Annotated in this window: 14 protein-coding genes; 10 read left to right on the top strand and 4 right to left on the bottom strand. The window is 65.8% G+C overall.

From position 1 onward, the window contains the following. Positions 1 to 40: 40 nt before the first annotated feature. Positions 41 to 1,369 carry an NAD(P)-dependent oxidoreductase gene (locus ABIE57_RS01135; RefSeq protein WP_354537140.1) on the top strand — a complete coding sequence of 443 codons (1,329 nt, stop codon included), beginning with the start codon at positions 41 to 43 and terminating at the stop codon, positions 1,367 to 1,369. A gap of 3 nt (positions 1,370 to 1,372) precedes the next feature. Beyond that, positions 1,373 to 2,677, top strand: a complete 1,305-nt coding sequence (gene preA, locus ABIE57_RS01130) for an NAD-dependent dihydropyrimidine dehydrogenase subunit PreA (RefSeq protein WP_354537139.1) — start codon at positions 1,373 to 1,375, stop codon at positions 2,675 to 2,677. Positions 2,678 to 2,748: 71 nt separating this feature from the next. On the opposite strand, the gene ABIE57_RS01125 is transcribed toward preA, so the two are convergent. Beyond that, positions 2,749 to 2,985: a hypothetical protein gene (locus tag ABIE57_RS01125; protein WP_354537138.1), complete on the bottom strand. Its 237-nt coding sequence runs from the start codon at positions 2,983 to 2,985 to the stop codon at positions 2,749 to 2,751. 35 nt (positions 2,986 to 3,020) lie between these two features. Next, positions 3,021 to 3,638 carry a TetR family transcriptional regulator C-terminal domain-containing protein gene (locus ABIE57_RS01120; protein WP_354537137.1) on the bottom strand — a complete coding sequence of 206 codons (618 nt, stop codon included), beginning with the start codon at positions 3,636 to 3,638 and terminating at the stop codon, positions 3,021 to 3,023. Positions 3,639 to 3,785: 147 nt separating this feature from the next. Here ABIE57_RS01120 and ABIE57_RS01115 point away from each other — a divergent pair, with 147 nt between their 5' ends. From ABIE57_RS01115 to ABIE57_RS01085, 7 genes are all read left to right on the top strand, one after another. Continuing rightward, positions 3,786 to 5,036, top strand: a complete 1,251-nt coding sequence (locus ABIE57_RS01115; RefSeq protein WP_354537136.1) for a Zn-dependent hydrolase — start codon at positions 3,786 to 3,788, stop codon at positions 5,034 to 5,036. A gap of 57 nt (positions 5,037 to 5,093) precedes the next feature. Beyond that, positions 5,094 to 6,548, top strand: coding sequence for a dihydropyrimidinase (hydA, locus tag ABIE57_RS01110; RefSeq protein ID WP_354537135.1), 1,455 nt, complete (start codon positions 5,094 to 5,096; stop codon positions 6,546 to 6,548). A gap of 26 nt (positions 6,549 to 6,574) precedes the next feature. After that, positions 6,575 to 7,384, top strand: coding sequence for an ABC transporter ATP-binding protein (locus ABIE57_RS01105; RefSeq protein WP_354537371.1), 810 nt, complete (start codon positions 6,575 to 6,577; stop codon positions 7,382 to 7,384). A 243-nt stretch (positions 7,385 to 7,627) separates the two neighbouring features. After that, the gene (locus tag ABIE57_RS01100) at positions 7,628 to 8,491 is read left to right on the top strand and encodes an ABC transporter permease (protein ID WP_354537134.1); all 864 of its coding nucleotides are present in this window, start codon (positions 7,628 to 7,630) and stop codon (positions 8,489 to 8,491) included. Then, positions 8,491 to 9,339, top strand: a complete 849-nt coding sequence (locus ABIE57_RS01095; RefSeq protein WP_354537133.1) for an ABC transporter permease — start codon at positions 8,491 to 8,493, stop codon at positions 9,337 to 9,339. Before ABIE57_RS01100 ends, ABIE57_RS01095 begins: the two co-directional genes overlap by 1 nt. Before the next feature lie 45 nt (positions 9,340 to 9,384). Next, positions 9,385 to 10,365 (top strand): ABC transporter substrate-binding protein, encoded by a 981-nt coding sequence (locus tag ABIE57_RS01090; protein ID WP_454281511.1) that lies wholly within the window; start codon positions 9,385 to 9,387, stop codon positions 10,363 to 10,365. Between the two features lie 107 nt (positions 10,366 to 10,472). After that, a complete protein-coding gene (locus tag ABIE57_RS01085; protein ID WP_354537131.1) occupies positions 10,473 to 11,561 on the top strand; it encodes a PQQ-dependent sugar dehydrogenase in 1,089 nt (362 codons plus the stop codon). A 61-nt stretch (positions 11,562 to 11,622) separates the two neighbouring features. Here the strand turns inward: ABIE57_RS01085 and ABIE57_RS01080 are convergent, their stop codons facing one another. Then, the gene (locus tag ABIE57_RS01080; RefSeq protein WP_354537130.1) at positions 11,623 to 12,624 is read right to left on the bottom strand and encodes a GlxA family transcriptional regulator; all 1,002 of its coding nucleotides are present in this window, start codon (positions 12,622 to 12,624) and stop codon (positions 11,623 to 11,625) included. Positions 12,625 to 12,796: 172 nt separating this feature from the next. Between ABIE57_RS01080 and ABIE57_RS01075 the strand changes: the two genes are divergently transcribed. Next, on the top strand, positions 12,797 to 14,167 hold the full coding sequence (locus ABIE57_RS01075; RefSeq protein WP_354537129.1) for a class II 3-deoxy-7-phosphoheptulonate synthase: 1,371 nt from the start codon (positions 12,797 to 12,799) through the stop codon (positions 14,165 to 14,167). Here the strand turns inward: ABIE57_RS01075 and ABIE57_RS01070 are convergent. After that, positions 14,149 to 15,168, bottom strand: a complete 1,020-nt coding sequence (locus ABIE57_RS01070) for a type I glyceraldehyde-3-phosphate dehydrogenase (RefSeq protein ID WP_354537128.1) — start codon at positions 15,166 to 15,168, stop codon at positions 14,149 to 14,151. The two genes, ABIE57_RS01075 and ABIE57_RS01070, sit on opposite strands and share 19 nt — an antisense overlap. Between the last annotated feature and the right edge of the window lie 90 nt (positions 15,169 to 15,258).

Genomic DNA, 15,258 nt, shown 5'->3' with positions numbered 1-15,258 from the left:
ACCGAACGGCACCGAAACGGCACCAACAGGAGAGGATGACATGGCTGCGAATGCGCTTACGCCGGGCATTGTCACGGGGCGGCTGACGCCGCAGGACTATGCGCGGAATTTCTCGGACCTGCATCCGCCGCTCGACGCGCATGAGGCGCGGGTGGAGGCGGACCGCTGCTATTTCTGCCATGATGCGCCCTGCATCACGGCCTGCCCCACCAGCATCGACATCCCGCTTTTCATTCGCCAGATCGCCACCGGCACGGCGCAGGCGGCGGCGGTCACGATCTTCGAGCAGAACATCCTGGGCGGCATGTGCGCCCGCGTCTGCCCGACCGAAACGCTCTGCGAGGAGGCCTGTGTGCGCGAGGCGGCCGAGGGCAAGCCGGTCAGGATCGGACAGTTGCAGCGCCATGCCACCGATACGCTCATGGTGGCGGGCGGGCATCCTTTCACGCGCGCGGCCCCCACCGGTCGGCGCGTTGCGGTTGTGGGGGCGGGGCCAGCGGGCCTTGCCTGTGCGCACCGGCTGGCGATGAAGGGGCATGAGGTGGTGATCTTCGACGACCGGCCCAAGCCCGGCGGGCTGAACGAGTTCGGCATCGCCGCCTACAAGACGCCCGGGGGATTTGCCCAGGCGGAGGTGGCGTGGCTTCTGGAAATCGGCGGGATCACGCTGCGCGCGGGCACGGCGCTCGGGGGCGAGATGACGCTCGCGGCGCTGCGCGCCGAGTATGACGCGGTCTTCCTCGGGATCGGTCTTGGCGGGGTCAATGCGCTTGGCGCGCCAGGGGACGACAAGGAGGGCGTGGAGGACGCGACCGGCTTCATCGCGGAGTTGCGGCAGGCGGGCGATCTTGGCGCGCTGCCGGTGGGGCGGGACGTGGTGGTGATCGGCGGCGGCATGACGGCGATTGACGCGGCGGTGCAGGCGAAACTGCTGGGCGCGCTCAACGTGACGCTGGTCTATCGGCGCAGCCGCGAGCGGATGAACGCAAGCCGCTTCGAGCAGGATCTCGCGGCCTCGAGGGGTGTGCGGATCATCACCAATGCGCAGCCCGTCGCGGTGCATGGCAATGGCTGCGTGCGCGAGATCGAGTTCGAATATACCGATGACGATCTGACCCCCACGGGAGAGCGGTTCCGCCTTGCGGCCGATCAGGTGCTGCGCGCCATCGGCCAGACGCTCGACGGTGTCGGCCTGCCTGCGCTGGAAGGGCGCAAGATCGCGGTCACCGGGCATGGGCGCACCTCGTTGCCCGGCATCTGGGCGGGGGGCGATTGTGCGGCGGGCGGCGATGACCTGACGGTGACGGCGGTGGCCCAAGGGCGCGATGCCGCCGAGGATATCCATGCAACGCTGATGGCGGAGGGCTGAGCCATGGCCGATCTGACGACCACTTTCATCGGGATCACCTCTCCCAACCCGTTCTGGCTGGCCTCGGCACCGCCCACGGACAAGGAATACAACGTGCGCCGCGCCTTCGAGGCGGGCTGGGGCGGGGTGGTGTGGAAGACCCTCGGCGAGGACGGCCCGCCCGTCGTCAACGTCAACGGCCCGCGCTATGGCGCGGTCTGGGGCGCGGATCGGCGGCTTCTGGGTATGAACAACATCGAGCTCATCACCGACCGCCCGCTTTCCGTCAACCTCGAGGAGATCACCCGCGTCAAGCGCGACTGGCCCGACCGCGCGCTGGTGGTGAGCCTGATGGTGCCGATGAACGAGGGGGCCTGGAAGGACATCCTCAAGCGGGTCGAGGATACCGGCTGCGACGGGGTGGAGCTCAACTTCGGCTGCCCCCACGGGATGAGCGAGCGCGGCATGGGCAGCGCGGTGGGGCAGGTGCCCGATTACGTGCGCCAGGTCACCGAATGGTGCAAGACCCATTCCGACCTGCCTGTGATCGTCAAGCTCACGCCCAACATCACCGATATCCGCAAGCCCGCACAGGCCGCGAAGGATGGCGGCGCGGATGCGGTGAGCCTGATCAACACGATCAATTCGATCACGGCCGTTGATCTCGATCTTTTCGCGCCCGAACCCACCATCGACGGCAAGGGCGCGCATGGCGGCTATTGCGGCCCGGCGGTGAAACCCATCGCGCTCAACATGGTGGCCGAGATCGCGCGCACGCCCTCGCTGGCCGGATTGCCGATCTCCGGCATCGGCGGGGTGACGACATGGCGCGACGCGGCCGAGTTCATCGCGCTTGGTGCGGGCAATGTGCAGGTCTGCACGGCGGCGATGACTTACGGCTTCAAGGTGGTGCAGGAGATGATTTCCGGCCTGTCGCAATATCTGGACGAAAAGGGGCTGGCTTCGGTCGAGGCGCTGGTCGGGCGCGCTGTGCCGAACCTCAGCGACTGGCAGAACCTCAACCTCAACTACGTGACCAAGGCGCGGATCAACGAGGCGTCGTGCATCAAGTGCGGACGGTGCTATGCCGCCTGCGAGGATACCAGCCATCAGGCCATCGCCATGTCGCCCGAGCGGGTCTTTACCGTGAAGGACGAGGAGTGCGTGGCCTGCAACCTCTGTGTCAACGTCTGTCCGGTCGAGGGCTGCATCGCCATGGTCGAGATGGCACCTGGCAGCGTCGATCCGCGCACCGGGCGCGTGGTGGCGGGACAGCACGCGGACTGGACGACGCATCCCAACAACCCTGGTACCTGCGCGGCAGAGTGAGGCCCCGAGATTTTTCGTTCGAAAAATCTCGGGTTGGCGAGAAAATTCGCACGAATTTTCTCGCCCGCGCCTCAGCAGATCACGCGCAGATGACCATCGTGGCAGATGACGAGATACTGGTCCCCGCACTCGATCAGGTGAAATCCGCGCGCACGCACCTCGGCGACAAAGGCCTCATATCCTATCTCGCGATGTACATCGCGCTTCTTGCGGCGCACGACCCCGCCTGTTTGCGCGGCCCGTGCCCCGAAAAGCCGGGAGCACCAGGCGGGGTTGACGGGGCGCGGGGCAGGGTCGAAATCTCTCATGCCCCAAGTATTGCCCCGACAAGGTTAAACGCTCGTTAACGCGTGAGCAGTTTTCGGAACATCGCCTCCAGATGGGCCTCCGCGCCTTGCCAGAGCGCGGCGCGCTCGGGCATCAGCACCGCCAGTTGCGCCTCGAAATCGGCGTAGTGCTGCGTCGTGGCCCAGATCGACACGATCAGGTGGCCCGGATCGACCGGCGCGATCCGCCCCGCGCTCACCCAATCGGCGATCAATCGGCATTTGCGATCGAAAAGCGGTTTCAGGCCGGTTTCGAGGTGCGGTGCCATGCGCGGCGCGCCTTGCAGGATCTCGTTGGCAAAGAGGCGGCTTTCGCGTGGGAAATCGCGGCTCATCTGCAATTTGCGGCGGATATACCCCAGAAGTTCCTCAAGCGGTTCGCCATCCGCCTCCATCCGTTCCAAGGGCTCCAGCCATGTCAGCATCAGCCGGTTGAGCAGGGTCAGGTGAATATCCTCCTTGCCGGTGAAATAGTAGAGGATGTTGGGCTTCGAGAGGCCTGCGGCCTCGGCGATCTGGTCCAGTGTCGCGCCGCGATAGCCGTGCTGCGAGAACGTGTCGAGCGCCGCGTCGAGGATGCGCTTGCGGTTCTGGCGCTGAATACGGCTCGGGCTTTTCCGGCTGGGCTGGTCCATTCTTGCCGTAACCTTCATCAGGGGGCTCGCCCCGGGTTTGACGGATTTCTCGCGCGCCTTGACAGGCCGGGAGTGATTGGTAATCGTGACTTTACCAAATGGTAAAAAAGCGGCAAGCCAAGTCGTGAATGACAGGAGAATTGCGTCATGTCCGCAGCGGGCGAGAATCTTCGGATCAATGGAGAGCGGCTTTGGGACAGCCTCATGGAAATGGCGAAGATCGGCCCCGGCGTGGCAGGCGGCAACAACCGGCAGACCCTGACCGACGCCGATGCCGAGGGCCGCGCGCTCTTCCAGAGCTGGTGCGAGGCGGCGGGCATGACCATGGGCGTGGACGAGATGGGCACCATGTTCGCCACCCGCCCCGGCACCGACCCCGATGCGCTGCCGGTCTATGTCGGCAGCCATCTCGACACGCAGCCCACGGGCGGCAAATATGACGGGGTTCTGGGGGTTCTGGCGGGGCTGGAGATCATCCGCACGCTGAACGATCTGGATGTCAGGACGCGTCACCCCATCGTGGTGACCAACTGGACCAACGAGGAGGGCACGCGCTTTGCCCCCGCGATGCTGGCCTCCGGTGTGTTTGCGGGCGTGCTCGAGCGCGATTGGGCCTATGACCGGCTTGATGCACAGGGCAAGCGCTTCGGCGACGAGCTGGAGCGTATCGGCTGGAAAGGCCCCGAGGCGGTTGGCGCGCGGAAAATGCACGCGTTTTTCGAGCTGCATATCGAACAGGGCCCGATTCTCGAGGCCGAGGGCAAGGATGTGGGCGTGGTCACCCACGGGCAGGGGCTGCGCTGGATCGAATGCACGGTGACCGGCAAGGGCAGTCACACCGGCTCGACGCCGATGTACATGCGCCGCAACGCGGGGCGCGCGCTTGCGCGGGTGACGGAGCTTGTCCACGAGATCGCGCTGCAATATCAACCCAATGCGGTGGGGGCCATCGGTCATATCGACGTCTATCCCAACAGCCGCAACATCATCCCCGAAAAAGTTGTTTTCACGGTCGATTTCCGCTCTCACGTGCTCGAGACGCTGGAGGCCATGGTGGAGGAACTCACCGAGACAGCACCGGGGCTCTGCGCCGATATCGGGGTGAAATTCACCTCGGAACTGGTGGGCTTTTTCGATCCCCCCGCCTTCGATCCCGCGCTGGTGGATCGCGTGCGCCGCGCGGCCGAGCGTCTGGGGTATTCTCACACCGACCTGATTTCCGGTGCCGGGCACGACGCGTGCTGGATCAACAAGGTCTGTCCGACCACAATGGTCATGTGCCCCTGCAAGGATGGTCTGAGCCACAACGAGGCCGAGGAGATCACCCCCCGCTGGGCCACGGCCGGGGCCGAGGTGCTGTTTCACGCCGTGGTCGAGACAGCGCAGATCGTGGCATAACGACCGCGGGCGCGCATCAGGAAGAGAAGGGCGATACGCGCCCGCAGGGAGATCAGCATGAGCATCATCATCAGGAACGGAACCATCGTCACCCATGATCGCAGCTACAAGGCCGATCTGCGGATCGAGGGGGGGCAGATCGCCGAGATCGGCGAGGGCCTGACTGGCGGCACCGAGCTTGACGCTACCGGCTGCTATGTCATGCCCGGCGGCATCGACCCGCATACGCATCTGGAAATGCCGTTCATGGGCACCTATTCCAGCGACGATTTCGACAGCGGCACGCGCGCCGCGCTCTCGGGCGGCACGACGATGGTGGTGGATTTCGCGCTGCCCTCGCCCGGTCAGGGACTGCTGGATGCCCTTCAGATGTGGGACAACAAGTCCACCCGCGCGCATTGCGACTACAGCTTCCACATGGCGGTGACATGGTGGGGAGAGCAGGTCTTTGACGAGATGAAGACCGTGATCGAGACGCGCGGCATAACAACCTTCAAGCATTTCATGGCCTACAAGGGCGCGCTCATGGTCAATGACGACGAGCTTTACGCAAGCTTTCGCCGACTGGCGGAACTGGGCGGCATCGCCATGGTCCATGCCGAGAACGGCGACGTGGTGGCGGAATTGTCGGCGCGGCTTCTGGCCGAGGGCAATACCGGACCCGAGGCCCATGCCTATTCGCGCCCGCCGCAGGTGGAAGGCGAGGCGGTCAATCGCGCCATCATGGTGGCGGACATGGCGGGTGTGCCGCTTTATGTGGTGCATGTCTCCTGCGAGGAGGCGCATGAGGCGATCCGGCGCGCGCGCCAACAGGGCAAGCGGGTCTGGGGCGAGCCGCTCATCCAGCATCTGACGCTCGACGAGAGCGAGTATTTCCACCCCGACTGGGACCATGCCGCGCGGCGCGTGATGTCGCCGCCCTTCCGCAACAAGGCGCATCAGGCCAGCCTCTGGGCCGGGTTGCAGGCGGGCTCGCTGTCGGTGGTGGCCACCGATCATTGCGCCTTCACCACCGCGCAGAAGCGCTTTGGCATAGGGGATTTCACCAGGATCCCCAACGGCACCGGCGGGCTCGAGGACCGGATGCCGATGCTCTGGACGCATGGGGTCGGCACCGGGCGGCTGACGCCCGAGGAATTTGTCGCCGTGACCTCGACCAATGTGGCCAAGATCCTCAACTGCTATCCGAAAAAGGGCGCGCTCATCCCCGGCGCGGATGCCGATATCGTGGTCTGGGATCCCGAACGGGAAAAGACCATCACCGCCGCCGCGCAGGTCTCGGCCATAGATTACAACGTCTTCGAAGGGCACAAGGTCAAGGGTCTGCCACGCTATACGATCACACGCGGGCATGTGGCGGTGACCGAAGGCGCGATGCAGAGCCGCGAGGGACACGGGCAATTCGTTGCGCGCCGGGGCAACGGCACGGTGAACCGGGCGCTGTCGCAATGGAAGGACCTGACCGCGCCGCGCCCCGTGGAGCGCAGCGGCATTCCGGCGAGCGGGGTCTGAGCATGGGGGCTGCCACGGCGCAGGCGATGGCGGGGCAGGGCGCGGCGCGCGATGCGGTCGCGGCCGTGATCGCGGCGCGCAATCTCGACCTGACCTTCGAGACCGGTGACGGTCCGGTGCATGCGCTCAAGGGCGTGAGCCTTGATATCCGCAAGGGCGATTTCGTGAGCTTCATCGGCCCTTCGGGCTGCGGCAAGACCACCTTTCTGCGGTGCATCGCGGGGCTGGAGCAGCCCACCGGCGGCAGTCTCAGCGTCAACGGCATGACGCCCGATGCGGCGCGGCGCGCGCGTGCCTACGGCTATGTCTTCCAGGCGGCGGGGCTCTATCCCTGGCGGAGCATCGGGCGCAATGTCTCCCTGCCGCTCGAGATCATGGGGTTTTCGCGCGCCGAGATCAAGGAGCGGGTGGCGCGCGTGCTGGCGCTCGTCGATCTGGCAGGGTTCGAGAAGAAATTCCCCTGGCAGCTTTCGGGTGGAATGCAGCAGCGCGCCTCGATCGCCCGCGCGCTGGCCTTCGATGCCGATATCCTTCTGATGGACGAACCCTTCGGCGCGCTTGACGAGATCGTGCGCGACCATCTCAACGAACAGCTCCTGCACCTCTGGGCGCGCACCGACAAGACCATCGGTTTTGTCACCCACTCCATCCCCGAGGCGGTCTATCTGTCCACCCGCATCGTCGTGATGTCGCCACGACCGGGGCGGATCACCGATGTGATCGACAGCCCCCTGCCGCGCGAGCGCCCGCTTGATATCCGCGACACGCCCGAATTTCTCGAGGTGGCGCACCGGGTGCGCGAGGGGCTGCGCGCGGGTCATGCCTATGAAACTTGACCGCGTCCCCGCAACGGCCCGACCGGGAGCGGGCACCCGCCCCCTGCCGGAACCGTCCCGCGATTTGGGCAAGGGTGCGGCCCCCTTTTTCACCGTTCGCGGTCATCGGCTCTCCAGCCTGTACCGCGAGGGCATGAAACCACGAAATCCTTTCATCGTTCTTGAAATACTCAAAAATCCGCGCTCGCCCCGCGCGGGCGGATTTGAGTATTTCTGGAACAGTGAAGCCGGGGCGGGGCGGTCATGAGACGCACGGTCCTGCCTGTCCTTGCCGTGCTCGCCGCGCTCCTGGTGATCTGGTATGCCGGGGCGGTCTGGCTCAACGCGGCCTGGGCGCAGGACCGGGCGACGCGCGCCGGGGTGGAGCTGAGCCTTGTCGAGCTGGTCGCCGACACCTGGGCACAGGACAAGCCCAAGCTGCCCGCGCCGCATCAGGTGGCGGTGGAGTTGTGGCAGACCACCGTCGAGCAGAAGATCACCTCGCGGCGCAGCCTCATCCATCATTCCTGGGTGACGCTCTCGGCCACGCTGCTGGGCTTCGGCCTCGGCACCGGCCTTGGCATCGCGCTGGCCGTGGGCATTGTCTACAACCGGGTGATGGACATGAGCGTGATGCCCTGGGTGATCGCGAGCCAGACCATTCCGATCCTTGCCATCGCGCCCATGATCATCGTGGTGCTGAATGCGGTGGGGATATCCGGGCTTTTGCCGAAGGCGATGATTTCGATGTATCTGTCGTTCTTTCCGGTCGTCGTCGGAATGGTCAAGGGATTGCGCAGCCCTGCCGTCATGCAGATCGACCAGATGATGACCTGGAATGCCAGCGCCGCGCAGATGTTCTGGAAACTGCGGCTGCCCTCGTCGATGCCCTATCTCTTCACCTCGATGAAGGTGGCGGTGGCGGCCTCGCTGGTGGGCGCGATCGTGGGCGAATTGCCGACCGGTGCCGTGGCGGGGCTGGGGGCGAGGCTTCTGGCGGGAAGCTATTACGGCCAGACCATCCAGATATGGAGCGCGCTTTTCATGGCGGCGGCGCTGGCGGCGGGGCTTGTGGCGCTCATCGGCGCGGTGCAGCGGGTGGTGCTGCGACGGATGGGGATGGCGTGATGGTGTGGGTCGCGGCGGGTTTCACGGCATGGGCCATCGGTTTCTGGATCAATGTGCGTCTGGCGCGTCTGCCGCCGGGCCGCGCGACCGGCCTCGCGGCCCCGGTGATCTTTGGGGTGACCCTGCTGGCGATCTGGGAATGTTTCGTGCGGGGCCTCGGCGTGCCCTCCGTGATCCTGCCGCCGCCCAGTGCCATCGCCGCGCGGTTTGCGGTCTCGACCCATATCCTGTGGGCGGATTTCGTGCAGACCGCGATCAAGGGGGCGCTCACGGGCTATGTTCTGGGCTGCGGTGCGGCGTTTCTCACGGCGCTGGCGGTGGACCGCTTCGACTTTCTGCGCCGCGGCCTTCTGCCGGTGGGCAATTTCGTGGCCGCGCTGCCGATCATCGGCATGGCGCCCATACTGGTCATGTGGTTCGGCTTCGACTGGCAGTCGAAGGCGGCGGTGGTGGTGATCATGGTGTTTTTTCCCATGCTCGTGAACACCGTTCAGGGGCTTCAGGCCAGCGACCGGATGCAGCGCGACCTGATGCACACCTATGCCGCGAGCGACTGGCAAACACTTGTCAAGCTGCGCCTTCCCGCTGCGATGCCCTTTGTCTTCAACGGGCTCAAGATCACCACCACGCTGGCGCTGATCGGGGCCATTGTTGCCGAATTCTTCGGCTCGCCGATCAAGGGCATGGGGTTTCGCATCTCGACAAGTGTCGGACAGCTTGCGCTCGATCTGGTCTGGGCCGAGATTGTTGTGGCGGCGATGGCCGGTTCGGCGTTCTATGGCGGGGTCGCCCTGCTGGAGCGGTCAGTGACCTTCTGGCACCCGTCGCAGCGCGGGCGTGCAAATTAATCAAGAAACGACACAACCAACAAGGAGAGGACGATCATGAAACCGATGGGAATGACACTGGGCGCGGCGGCACTTGGCCTTTGGGCCGGGATGGCGGCGGCGGCGGATCAGGTGGTGTTGCAGCTGAAATGGGTCACGCAGGCGCAATTCGCGGGCTATTACGTAGCGCTCGACCAGGGGTTCTACGAAGAGGAGGGGCTTGACGTCACCATCAAGCCCGGCGGCCCCGATATCGCGCCCACGCAGGTGATCGCGGGCGGCGGGGCGGATGTGACCGTCGAATGGATGCCCGCGGCGCTGGCGGCGCGTGAAAAGGGCCTGCCACTTGTCAACATCGCGCAGCCGTTCAAGTCCTCGGGCATGATGCTCACCTGCCGCAAGGACAGCGGCGTTGCCACGACGGATGATTTCGTCGGGCGCACGCTCGGGGTCTGGTTCTTCGGCAACGAGTTTCCGTTCCTGAGCTGGATGAGCCAGCTTGGCCTCTCCACCGAAGGCGGCGCGGATGGCGTGACCGTGCTCAAGCAGGGCTTCAACGTCGATCCGCTGATTCAGAACCAGGCCGCCTGCATCTCGACCATGACCTATAACGAATACTGGCAGGTGATCGACGCGGGCTTTGCCCCCGAGGACCTCGTGGTGTTCAAATACGAGGATCAGGGTGTGGCCACGCTCGAGGACGGGCTTTACGTGCTGGAACAGAACCTGGCCGACCCGGCCTTTGCCGACCGGATGGTGCGGTTCGTGCGCGCCTCGATGAAAGGATGGAAATGGGCCGAGCAGAACCCCGATGCCGCCGCCGATATCGTGCTGGAGAATGACGCGACCGGCGCGCAGACCGAGGCGCATCAGCGGCGCATGATGAGCGAGGTGGCCAAGCTCACCTCGGGCAGCAACGGCGCGCTCGATCCGGCCGCTTATGAGCGCACGGTGCAATCGCTGCTGTCGGGCGGTTCCGATCCCGTGATCACGCGCGCACCCGAAGGGGCCTGGACCCATGCGATCACCGATCTTGCGCTGAACTGAGTCGCAGCCAATCGGTCGGGGCCCGGTGCGCGCCGGGCCCTGGTTTTGACCGGGACATCTTGAATGCTGTCGATTGCGCCTTACCCTATCTGGATAAGGAGATGCTCATGACCCGCCTTATCGCCCTCTGCCTTGCCCTGCTCATATCGATGCCCGCACAGGCCCTCGACTCGAGCGCGGGAAAGATCACGGTCACACGGATGGTGGCGGGGCTGAACGAGCCTTGGGCGCTCGGGTTCCTGCCCGCAGGCGGGCTGCTCATTACCGAGCGCGGCGGGCGGCTCCTGCATGTGGACGGCAGCCGGTCGCGCGCGGTGGCGGGCGTTCCCGAGGTGGCGGCGCGCGGGCAGGGGGGCCTGCTCGATGTGCTGGTGCCACGCGATTTCGCCGCGACGCGCGAGATTTTCCTGACCTTTTCGAAGCCGCAACCGGGCGGCGCGGGCACGGCGGTGGCGCGCGCGCGCCTGACGCAGGACGGGGCGAGGCTCGAGGATGTCCGGGTGATCTTCGAACTGGCCCCCGGTTCCTCGGGCGGGCGGCATTTCGGCTCGCGGATGGTCGAGGCAGGCGACGGCACGCTTTTTGTCACGATCGGCGATCGGGGCGACGGGCCCACGGCGCAGGACCTTTCCAACCAGAACGGCACGGTGATCCGGATTGCGCGGGACGGCTCCGTGCCTGCGGACAATCCTTTCGTGAACACGTCCGGCACCCGGCCTGAAATCTGGTCTTATGGCCATCGCAACCCGCAGGGGGCGGCGCTCGACCGGGAGGGGCGGCTCTGGGTGGTCGAACACGGCGCGCGCGGCGGCGACGAGGTCAACCATGTGACGCGCGGCGCGAATTACGGCTGGCCGGTGATCTCTTACGGGCGGCATTACTCCGGCGCGCGGATCGGCGAAGGCACGCGCAAGGACGGGATGGAGCAGCCCGCGCATTACTGGGATCCGTCCATCGCGCCCTCGGGGATGATCGTCTATTCCGGCGCGCTCTGGCCCGGGTGGCGGGGCGATGTCTTTGTGGGCTCGCTCAAGTTCGGCCTGATCTCGCGGCTGGAGGGATCGCCCCTGACCGAGGCCGAGCGGCTCAGGTCGCCCGAGACCGCGCGCGTGCGCGACATCCGCGAGGCCCCCGATGGCAGCATCTGGTTTCTGAGTGTGGGCCAAGGCGCGGCCTACCGCATCACGCCCGGCTGATCTTTCTTCTGGCCTGAAATATCCCGGGGGTGCGGGGGCTGGCCCCCGCTTTGCGCCGCTTTCAGACCGAGAGCCGCGCCCCGTGCGTGCCGCGCTCGCGGTAGGGTGTGGTCTGGTAATGCGCGCGGTAGCATTTGGAGAAATGCGACGGCGAGGCAAAGCCGCAGGCGAGCGCCACGTTGATCACCGTCATGTCGGTCTGCATCAGGAGGTTGCGCGCCTTTTGCAGGCGCAATTCCATATAATAGCGTTTCGGGCTGCGGTTGAGGTAGCGCCGGAAGAGGCGCTCAAGCTGGCGCGTGGACATGCCCACCTCCCGCGCGAGGGTCGAGGGGCTGATCGGCTCTTCGATATTGGCCTCCATGGCCTGGATGACCTGGCTCAGCTTGGGGTGGCGCACGCCGATGCGGGTGGGCACCGAAAGGCGCTGCGTGTCCTGATCGGTGCGGATCGAGGAATAGATCTGCTGGTCGGCCACCGCATTGGCGAGCTTTTCGCCATGCACATCGGCGATGAGGCTGAGCATCAGGTCGATGGAGGAGGTGCCGCCCGCCGTGCTCATGCGGTTGCCGTCGATGACGAAGACCGATTTGGTGAGGTTCACCTCGTCGAATTCCTCCAGAAAGGCATCGTGGTTTTCCCAGTGGATCGTGGCGCGCTTGCCATCGAGCAGACCCGCCTTGGCAAGCACGTAGGAGGCGGTGCAAAGCCCGCCGATGCGCAAGCCCCGGCGCGCCTCGCGCCGCAGCCAGTTGAGCATCCGCTTGTTTGCCGCGCGCTGCACCTCCATGCCGCCGCAGACCAGCACGATATCGTCGCGGTTCAACTCTTCGAGCGGGGCATCCACCGTAAAGCGGACCCCGGCCGAGGACACCACCTCGCCGTCGCTGTCGCCGGTCACCAGCCAGGTATAAAGCGTCTGCCCCGAGAGCCGGTTGGCGATGCGCAGGCATTCCACGGCGGCGGCAAAACTCAGCAGGGTGAACTTGTCCAGCAGCACGAAGACAAAGCGTGTCGGTGCCTTGGGGGCGTCCACCTCTATGGTTTCTGTCTCGGGTATCATGGCCTTTTTCCCCGTCGCGGCACGTGATACCTTGCCACTGTCACGAAACGGTTGCGATTCACAAGCGAAACCGCCGCATTCGCGTCGCATTTTGACCGGGGCGGGATATGGCCTATGTCGAGGTGGTCGGTTATAGGAGAGGCCCGACCGATAGACAAAGCGGAGACTGACGATGACGGAATGGCATAAAACCGGCTGGCGCGCGAAAGAGCGGGTTCAGATGCCGGATTATCCCGATGCGGGTGCGCTGGCCCGGGTCGAGGAGCGTTTGCGCCAGTATCCGCCGCTCGTCTTTGCAGGTGAGGCGCGCCGCCTCAAGCGCGCGCTCGGGGCCGCGTCGCGGGGCGAGGCGTTCCTGCTCCAGGGCGGCGATTGCGCCGAGGCGTTCGATCAGTTCAGCGCCGACGCGATCCGCGACACGTTCAAGGTCATGCTGCAAATGGCGATGGTGCTGACCTATGGTGCCAAGGTGCCGGTGGTGAAGGTGGGCCGCATGGCGGGGCAATTCGCGAAGCCGCGCTCGGCGCCCACCGAGGTGGTGGATGGCGTGGAACTGCCCAGCTACCGGGGCGACATCATCAACGAATTGCCCTTCACCCCTGAGGCGCGCATGCCCAACCCCGAAAAGATGTTGCAGGCCTATACGCAGGCGGCGGCGACGCTGAACCTGTTGCGCGCCTTCTCGACGGGGGGTTACGCGGATGTGCATCAGGTGCATCAATGGACCCTTGGCTTCACCGAGAGCGAGAAGGCCGCGAAATACCGCGAGATGGCCAACCATATCGCCGATGCGCTCGATTTCATGAAGGCGGCGGGTGTGGACAGCGACAGCGCGCACACGCTGCGCACGGTCGATTTCTACACCTCGCATGAGGGGCTTTTGCTGGAATACGAAGAGGCGCTGTGCCGCAACGATTCGACCTCCGGCAAATGGCTGGCGGGGTCGGGCCACATGCTCTGGATCGGCGACCGCACGCGTCAGCCGGACGGCGCCCATGTGGAATTCCTGCGCGGCGTGCTCAACCCCATCGGCCTCAAGTGCGGCCCGACCACGACCGCCGAGGATCTCAAGCGTCTTTTGGCCACGCTCAACCCCGAGAACGAGGCCGGGCGGCTCACGCTCATCGCGCGTTTCGGCGCGGGCAAGGTGGGCGAGCATCTGCCGCGCCTCATCCGCACCGTGCGCGAAGAGGGGGCAAAGGTGCTTTGGGTCTGTGATCCGATGCATGGCAACACGATCAAATCGGCCTCGGGCTACAAGACCCGGCCGTTTGATGCGGTGCTGCGCGAGGTGCAGGAGTTCTTTGCCATCCACCGCGCCGAGGGCACCATTCCCGGCGGCGTGCATTTCGAGATGACCGGGCAGGACGTGACCGAATGCACCGGCGGGATGCGCGCACTGTCGGACGAGAACCTTTCGGCGCGGTATCACACGGCGTGCGATCCGCGTCTCAACGCCTCGCAATCGCTCGAACTGGCCTTTCTGGTGGCCGAGGAACTCAAGGCGGTCCGCGCGGGCGCGCGTCAGGCCGAAGCGGGCTGAGCGCGGCCCCGTTGCCCGATCAGCGCGGCCATGTCGAGAAGCCGCGCCGAGAACCCCCATTCGTTGTCATACCAGCCAAACACCCTGAGCAGACCGCCAACCGAGACCGAGGTTTGCGGCCCGCTCAGGATCACGCTTTCGGGCCTCCCCCGCAGGTCCGACGAGACCAGCGGTGCCTCTGTCCAGCCAAGCCAGTGACGGTGCCCTGCCGCGTCGCGCAGCATGGCGTTCACGGCGGCCGCGCTGACCGTGTCGCGCGTCTGCACCGTCAGGTCGATGCACGAAACCGAGGCCACCGGCACGCGGATGGCGCGTGCCTCGATCCGACCCGCAAGCGCGGGCAGGACCAGCCCGGTAAGACGCTGCGCGCTCGTGGTCGTGGGCACCATGGACAGGGCGGCGGCACGGCTGCGCTCGGGCGCGCCCCGCGGCTTGTCCACCGTGGGCTGGCTGCCGGTATAGCAATGCACCGTGGTCATCTGGCCGCTGACGATGCCATAGGTTTCATCGAGCAACTTTGCCAGCGGTGCCAGCGCGTTGGTGGTGCAGGACGCGTTCGAGATGATCCGGTGATCGCCGAGCGCGTCCTCGTTCGCGCCCAGCACCACGGTGATATCGGCCTCCTCGGATGGTCCCGACACGAGCACCGCCGCCGCGCCTGCCGCCAGCCCGCGCTCGGCCACCGCCCGCGCGCCGGCCATGCCGGTGCATTCCAGCACCAGATCGACGCCCGCGAGGTCCAGCGTGCTGAGGTCGCGCGCGGCATGGAAGGGAATCTCGCGCCCGTCGAGCACCAGCGCGCCGGGCCGCGTCCCTACGGTGCCCGGCCAGGGGCCGAAAACGCTGTCGTAGTGAAAGAGATAGGCGCAGGTCTCCAGCGGCTCGATCTCGTTGATACAGACCAGATCGAATTCGGGCCGGTCGCGCATCAGGATCCGCAGCACGGTGCGCCCGATGCGCCCGAAGCCGTTGATGGCGATGCGAATGGGCGGGGTGGTCATGGCGCGCGCCTCCGGGCAAGATCAAACGTGGCAAGGTCAACAAGCCTGACATTGTCGCAGCGCCTCCGGCTTGACCAGAGGTGAAACAAG

It is taken from the genome of Roseovarius sp. MBR-6 (genome assembly GCF_040547525.1).
Lineage (GTDB): Bacteria > Pseudomonadota > Alphaproteobacteria > Rhodobacterales > Rhodobacteraceae > Roseovarius.
The sequence above is the reverse complement of the archived record's forward strand: the minus strand, read 5'-3'. Positions and strand labels throughout refer to the sequence as shown.

Excerpts from the sequence above, each read along its gene's own strand:
- ABIE57_RS01135 (WP_354537140.1), top strand. The coding sequence starts at position 41 with ATGGCTGCGAATGCGCTTACGCCGGGCATTGTCACGGGGCGGCTGACG.
- preA (WP_354537139.1), top strand. The coding sequence starts at position 1,373 with ATGGCCGATCTGACGACCACTTTCATCGGGATCACCTCTCCCAACCCG.
- ABIE57_RS01125 (WP_354537138.1), bottom strand. The coding sequence starts at position 2,985 with ATGAGAGATTTCGACCCTGCCCCGCGCCCCGTCAACCCCGCCTGGTGC.
- ABIE57_RS01120 (WP_354537137.1), bottom strand. The coding sequence starts at position 3,638 with ATGGACCAGCCCAGCCGGAAAAGCCCGAGCCGTATTCAGCGCCAGAAC.
- ABIE57_RS01115 (WP_354537136.1), top strand. The coding sequence starts at position 3,786 with ATGTCCGCAGCGGGCGAGAATCTTCGGATCAATGGAGAGCGGCTTTGG.
- hydA (WP_354537135.1), top strand. The coding sequence starts at position 5,094 with ATGAGCATCATCATCAGGAACGGAACCATCGTCACCCATGATCGCAGC.
- ABIE57_RS01105 (WP_354537371.1), top strand. The coding sequence starts at position 6,575 with ATGGCGGGGCAGGGCGCGGCGCGCGATGCGGTCGCGGCCGTGATCGCG.
- ABIE57_RS01100 (WP_354537134.1), top strand. The coding sequence starts at position 7,628 with ATGAGACGCACGGTCCTGCCTGTCCTTGCCGTGCTCGCCGCGCTCCTG.
- ABIE57_RS01095 (WP_354537133.1), top strand. The coding sequence starts at position 8,491 with ATGGTGTGGGTCGCGGCGGGTTTCACGGCATGGGCCATCGGTTTCTGG.
- ABIE57_RS01090 (WP_454281511.1), top strand. The coding sequence starts at position 9,385 with ATGGGAATGACACTGGGCGCGGCGGCACTTGGCCTTTGGGCCGGGATG.
- ABIE57_RS01085 (WP_354537131.1), top strand. The coding sequence starts at position 10,473 with ATGACCCGCCTTATCGCCCTCTGCCTTGCCCTGCTCATATCGATGCCC.
- ABIE57_RS01080 (WP_354537130.1), bottom strand. The coding sequence starts at position 12,624 with ATGATACCCGAGACAGAAACCATAGAGGTGGACGCCCCCAAGGCACCG.
- ABIE57_RS01075 (WP_354537129.1), top strand. The coding sequence starts at position 12,797 with ATGACGGAATGGCATAAAACCGGCTGGCGCGCGAAAGAGCGGGTTCAG.
- ABIE57_RS01070 (WP_354537128.1), bottom strand. The coding sequence starts at position 15,168 with ATGACCACCCCGCCCATTCGCATCGCCATCAACGGCTTCGGGCGCATC.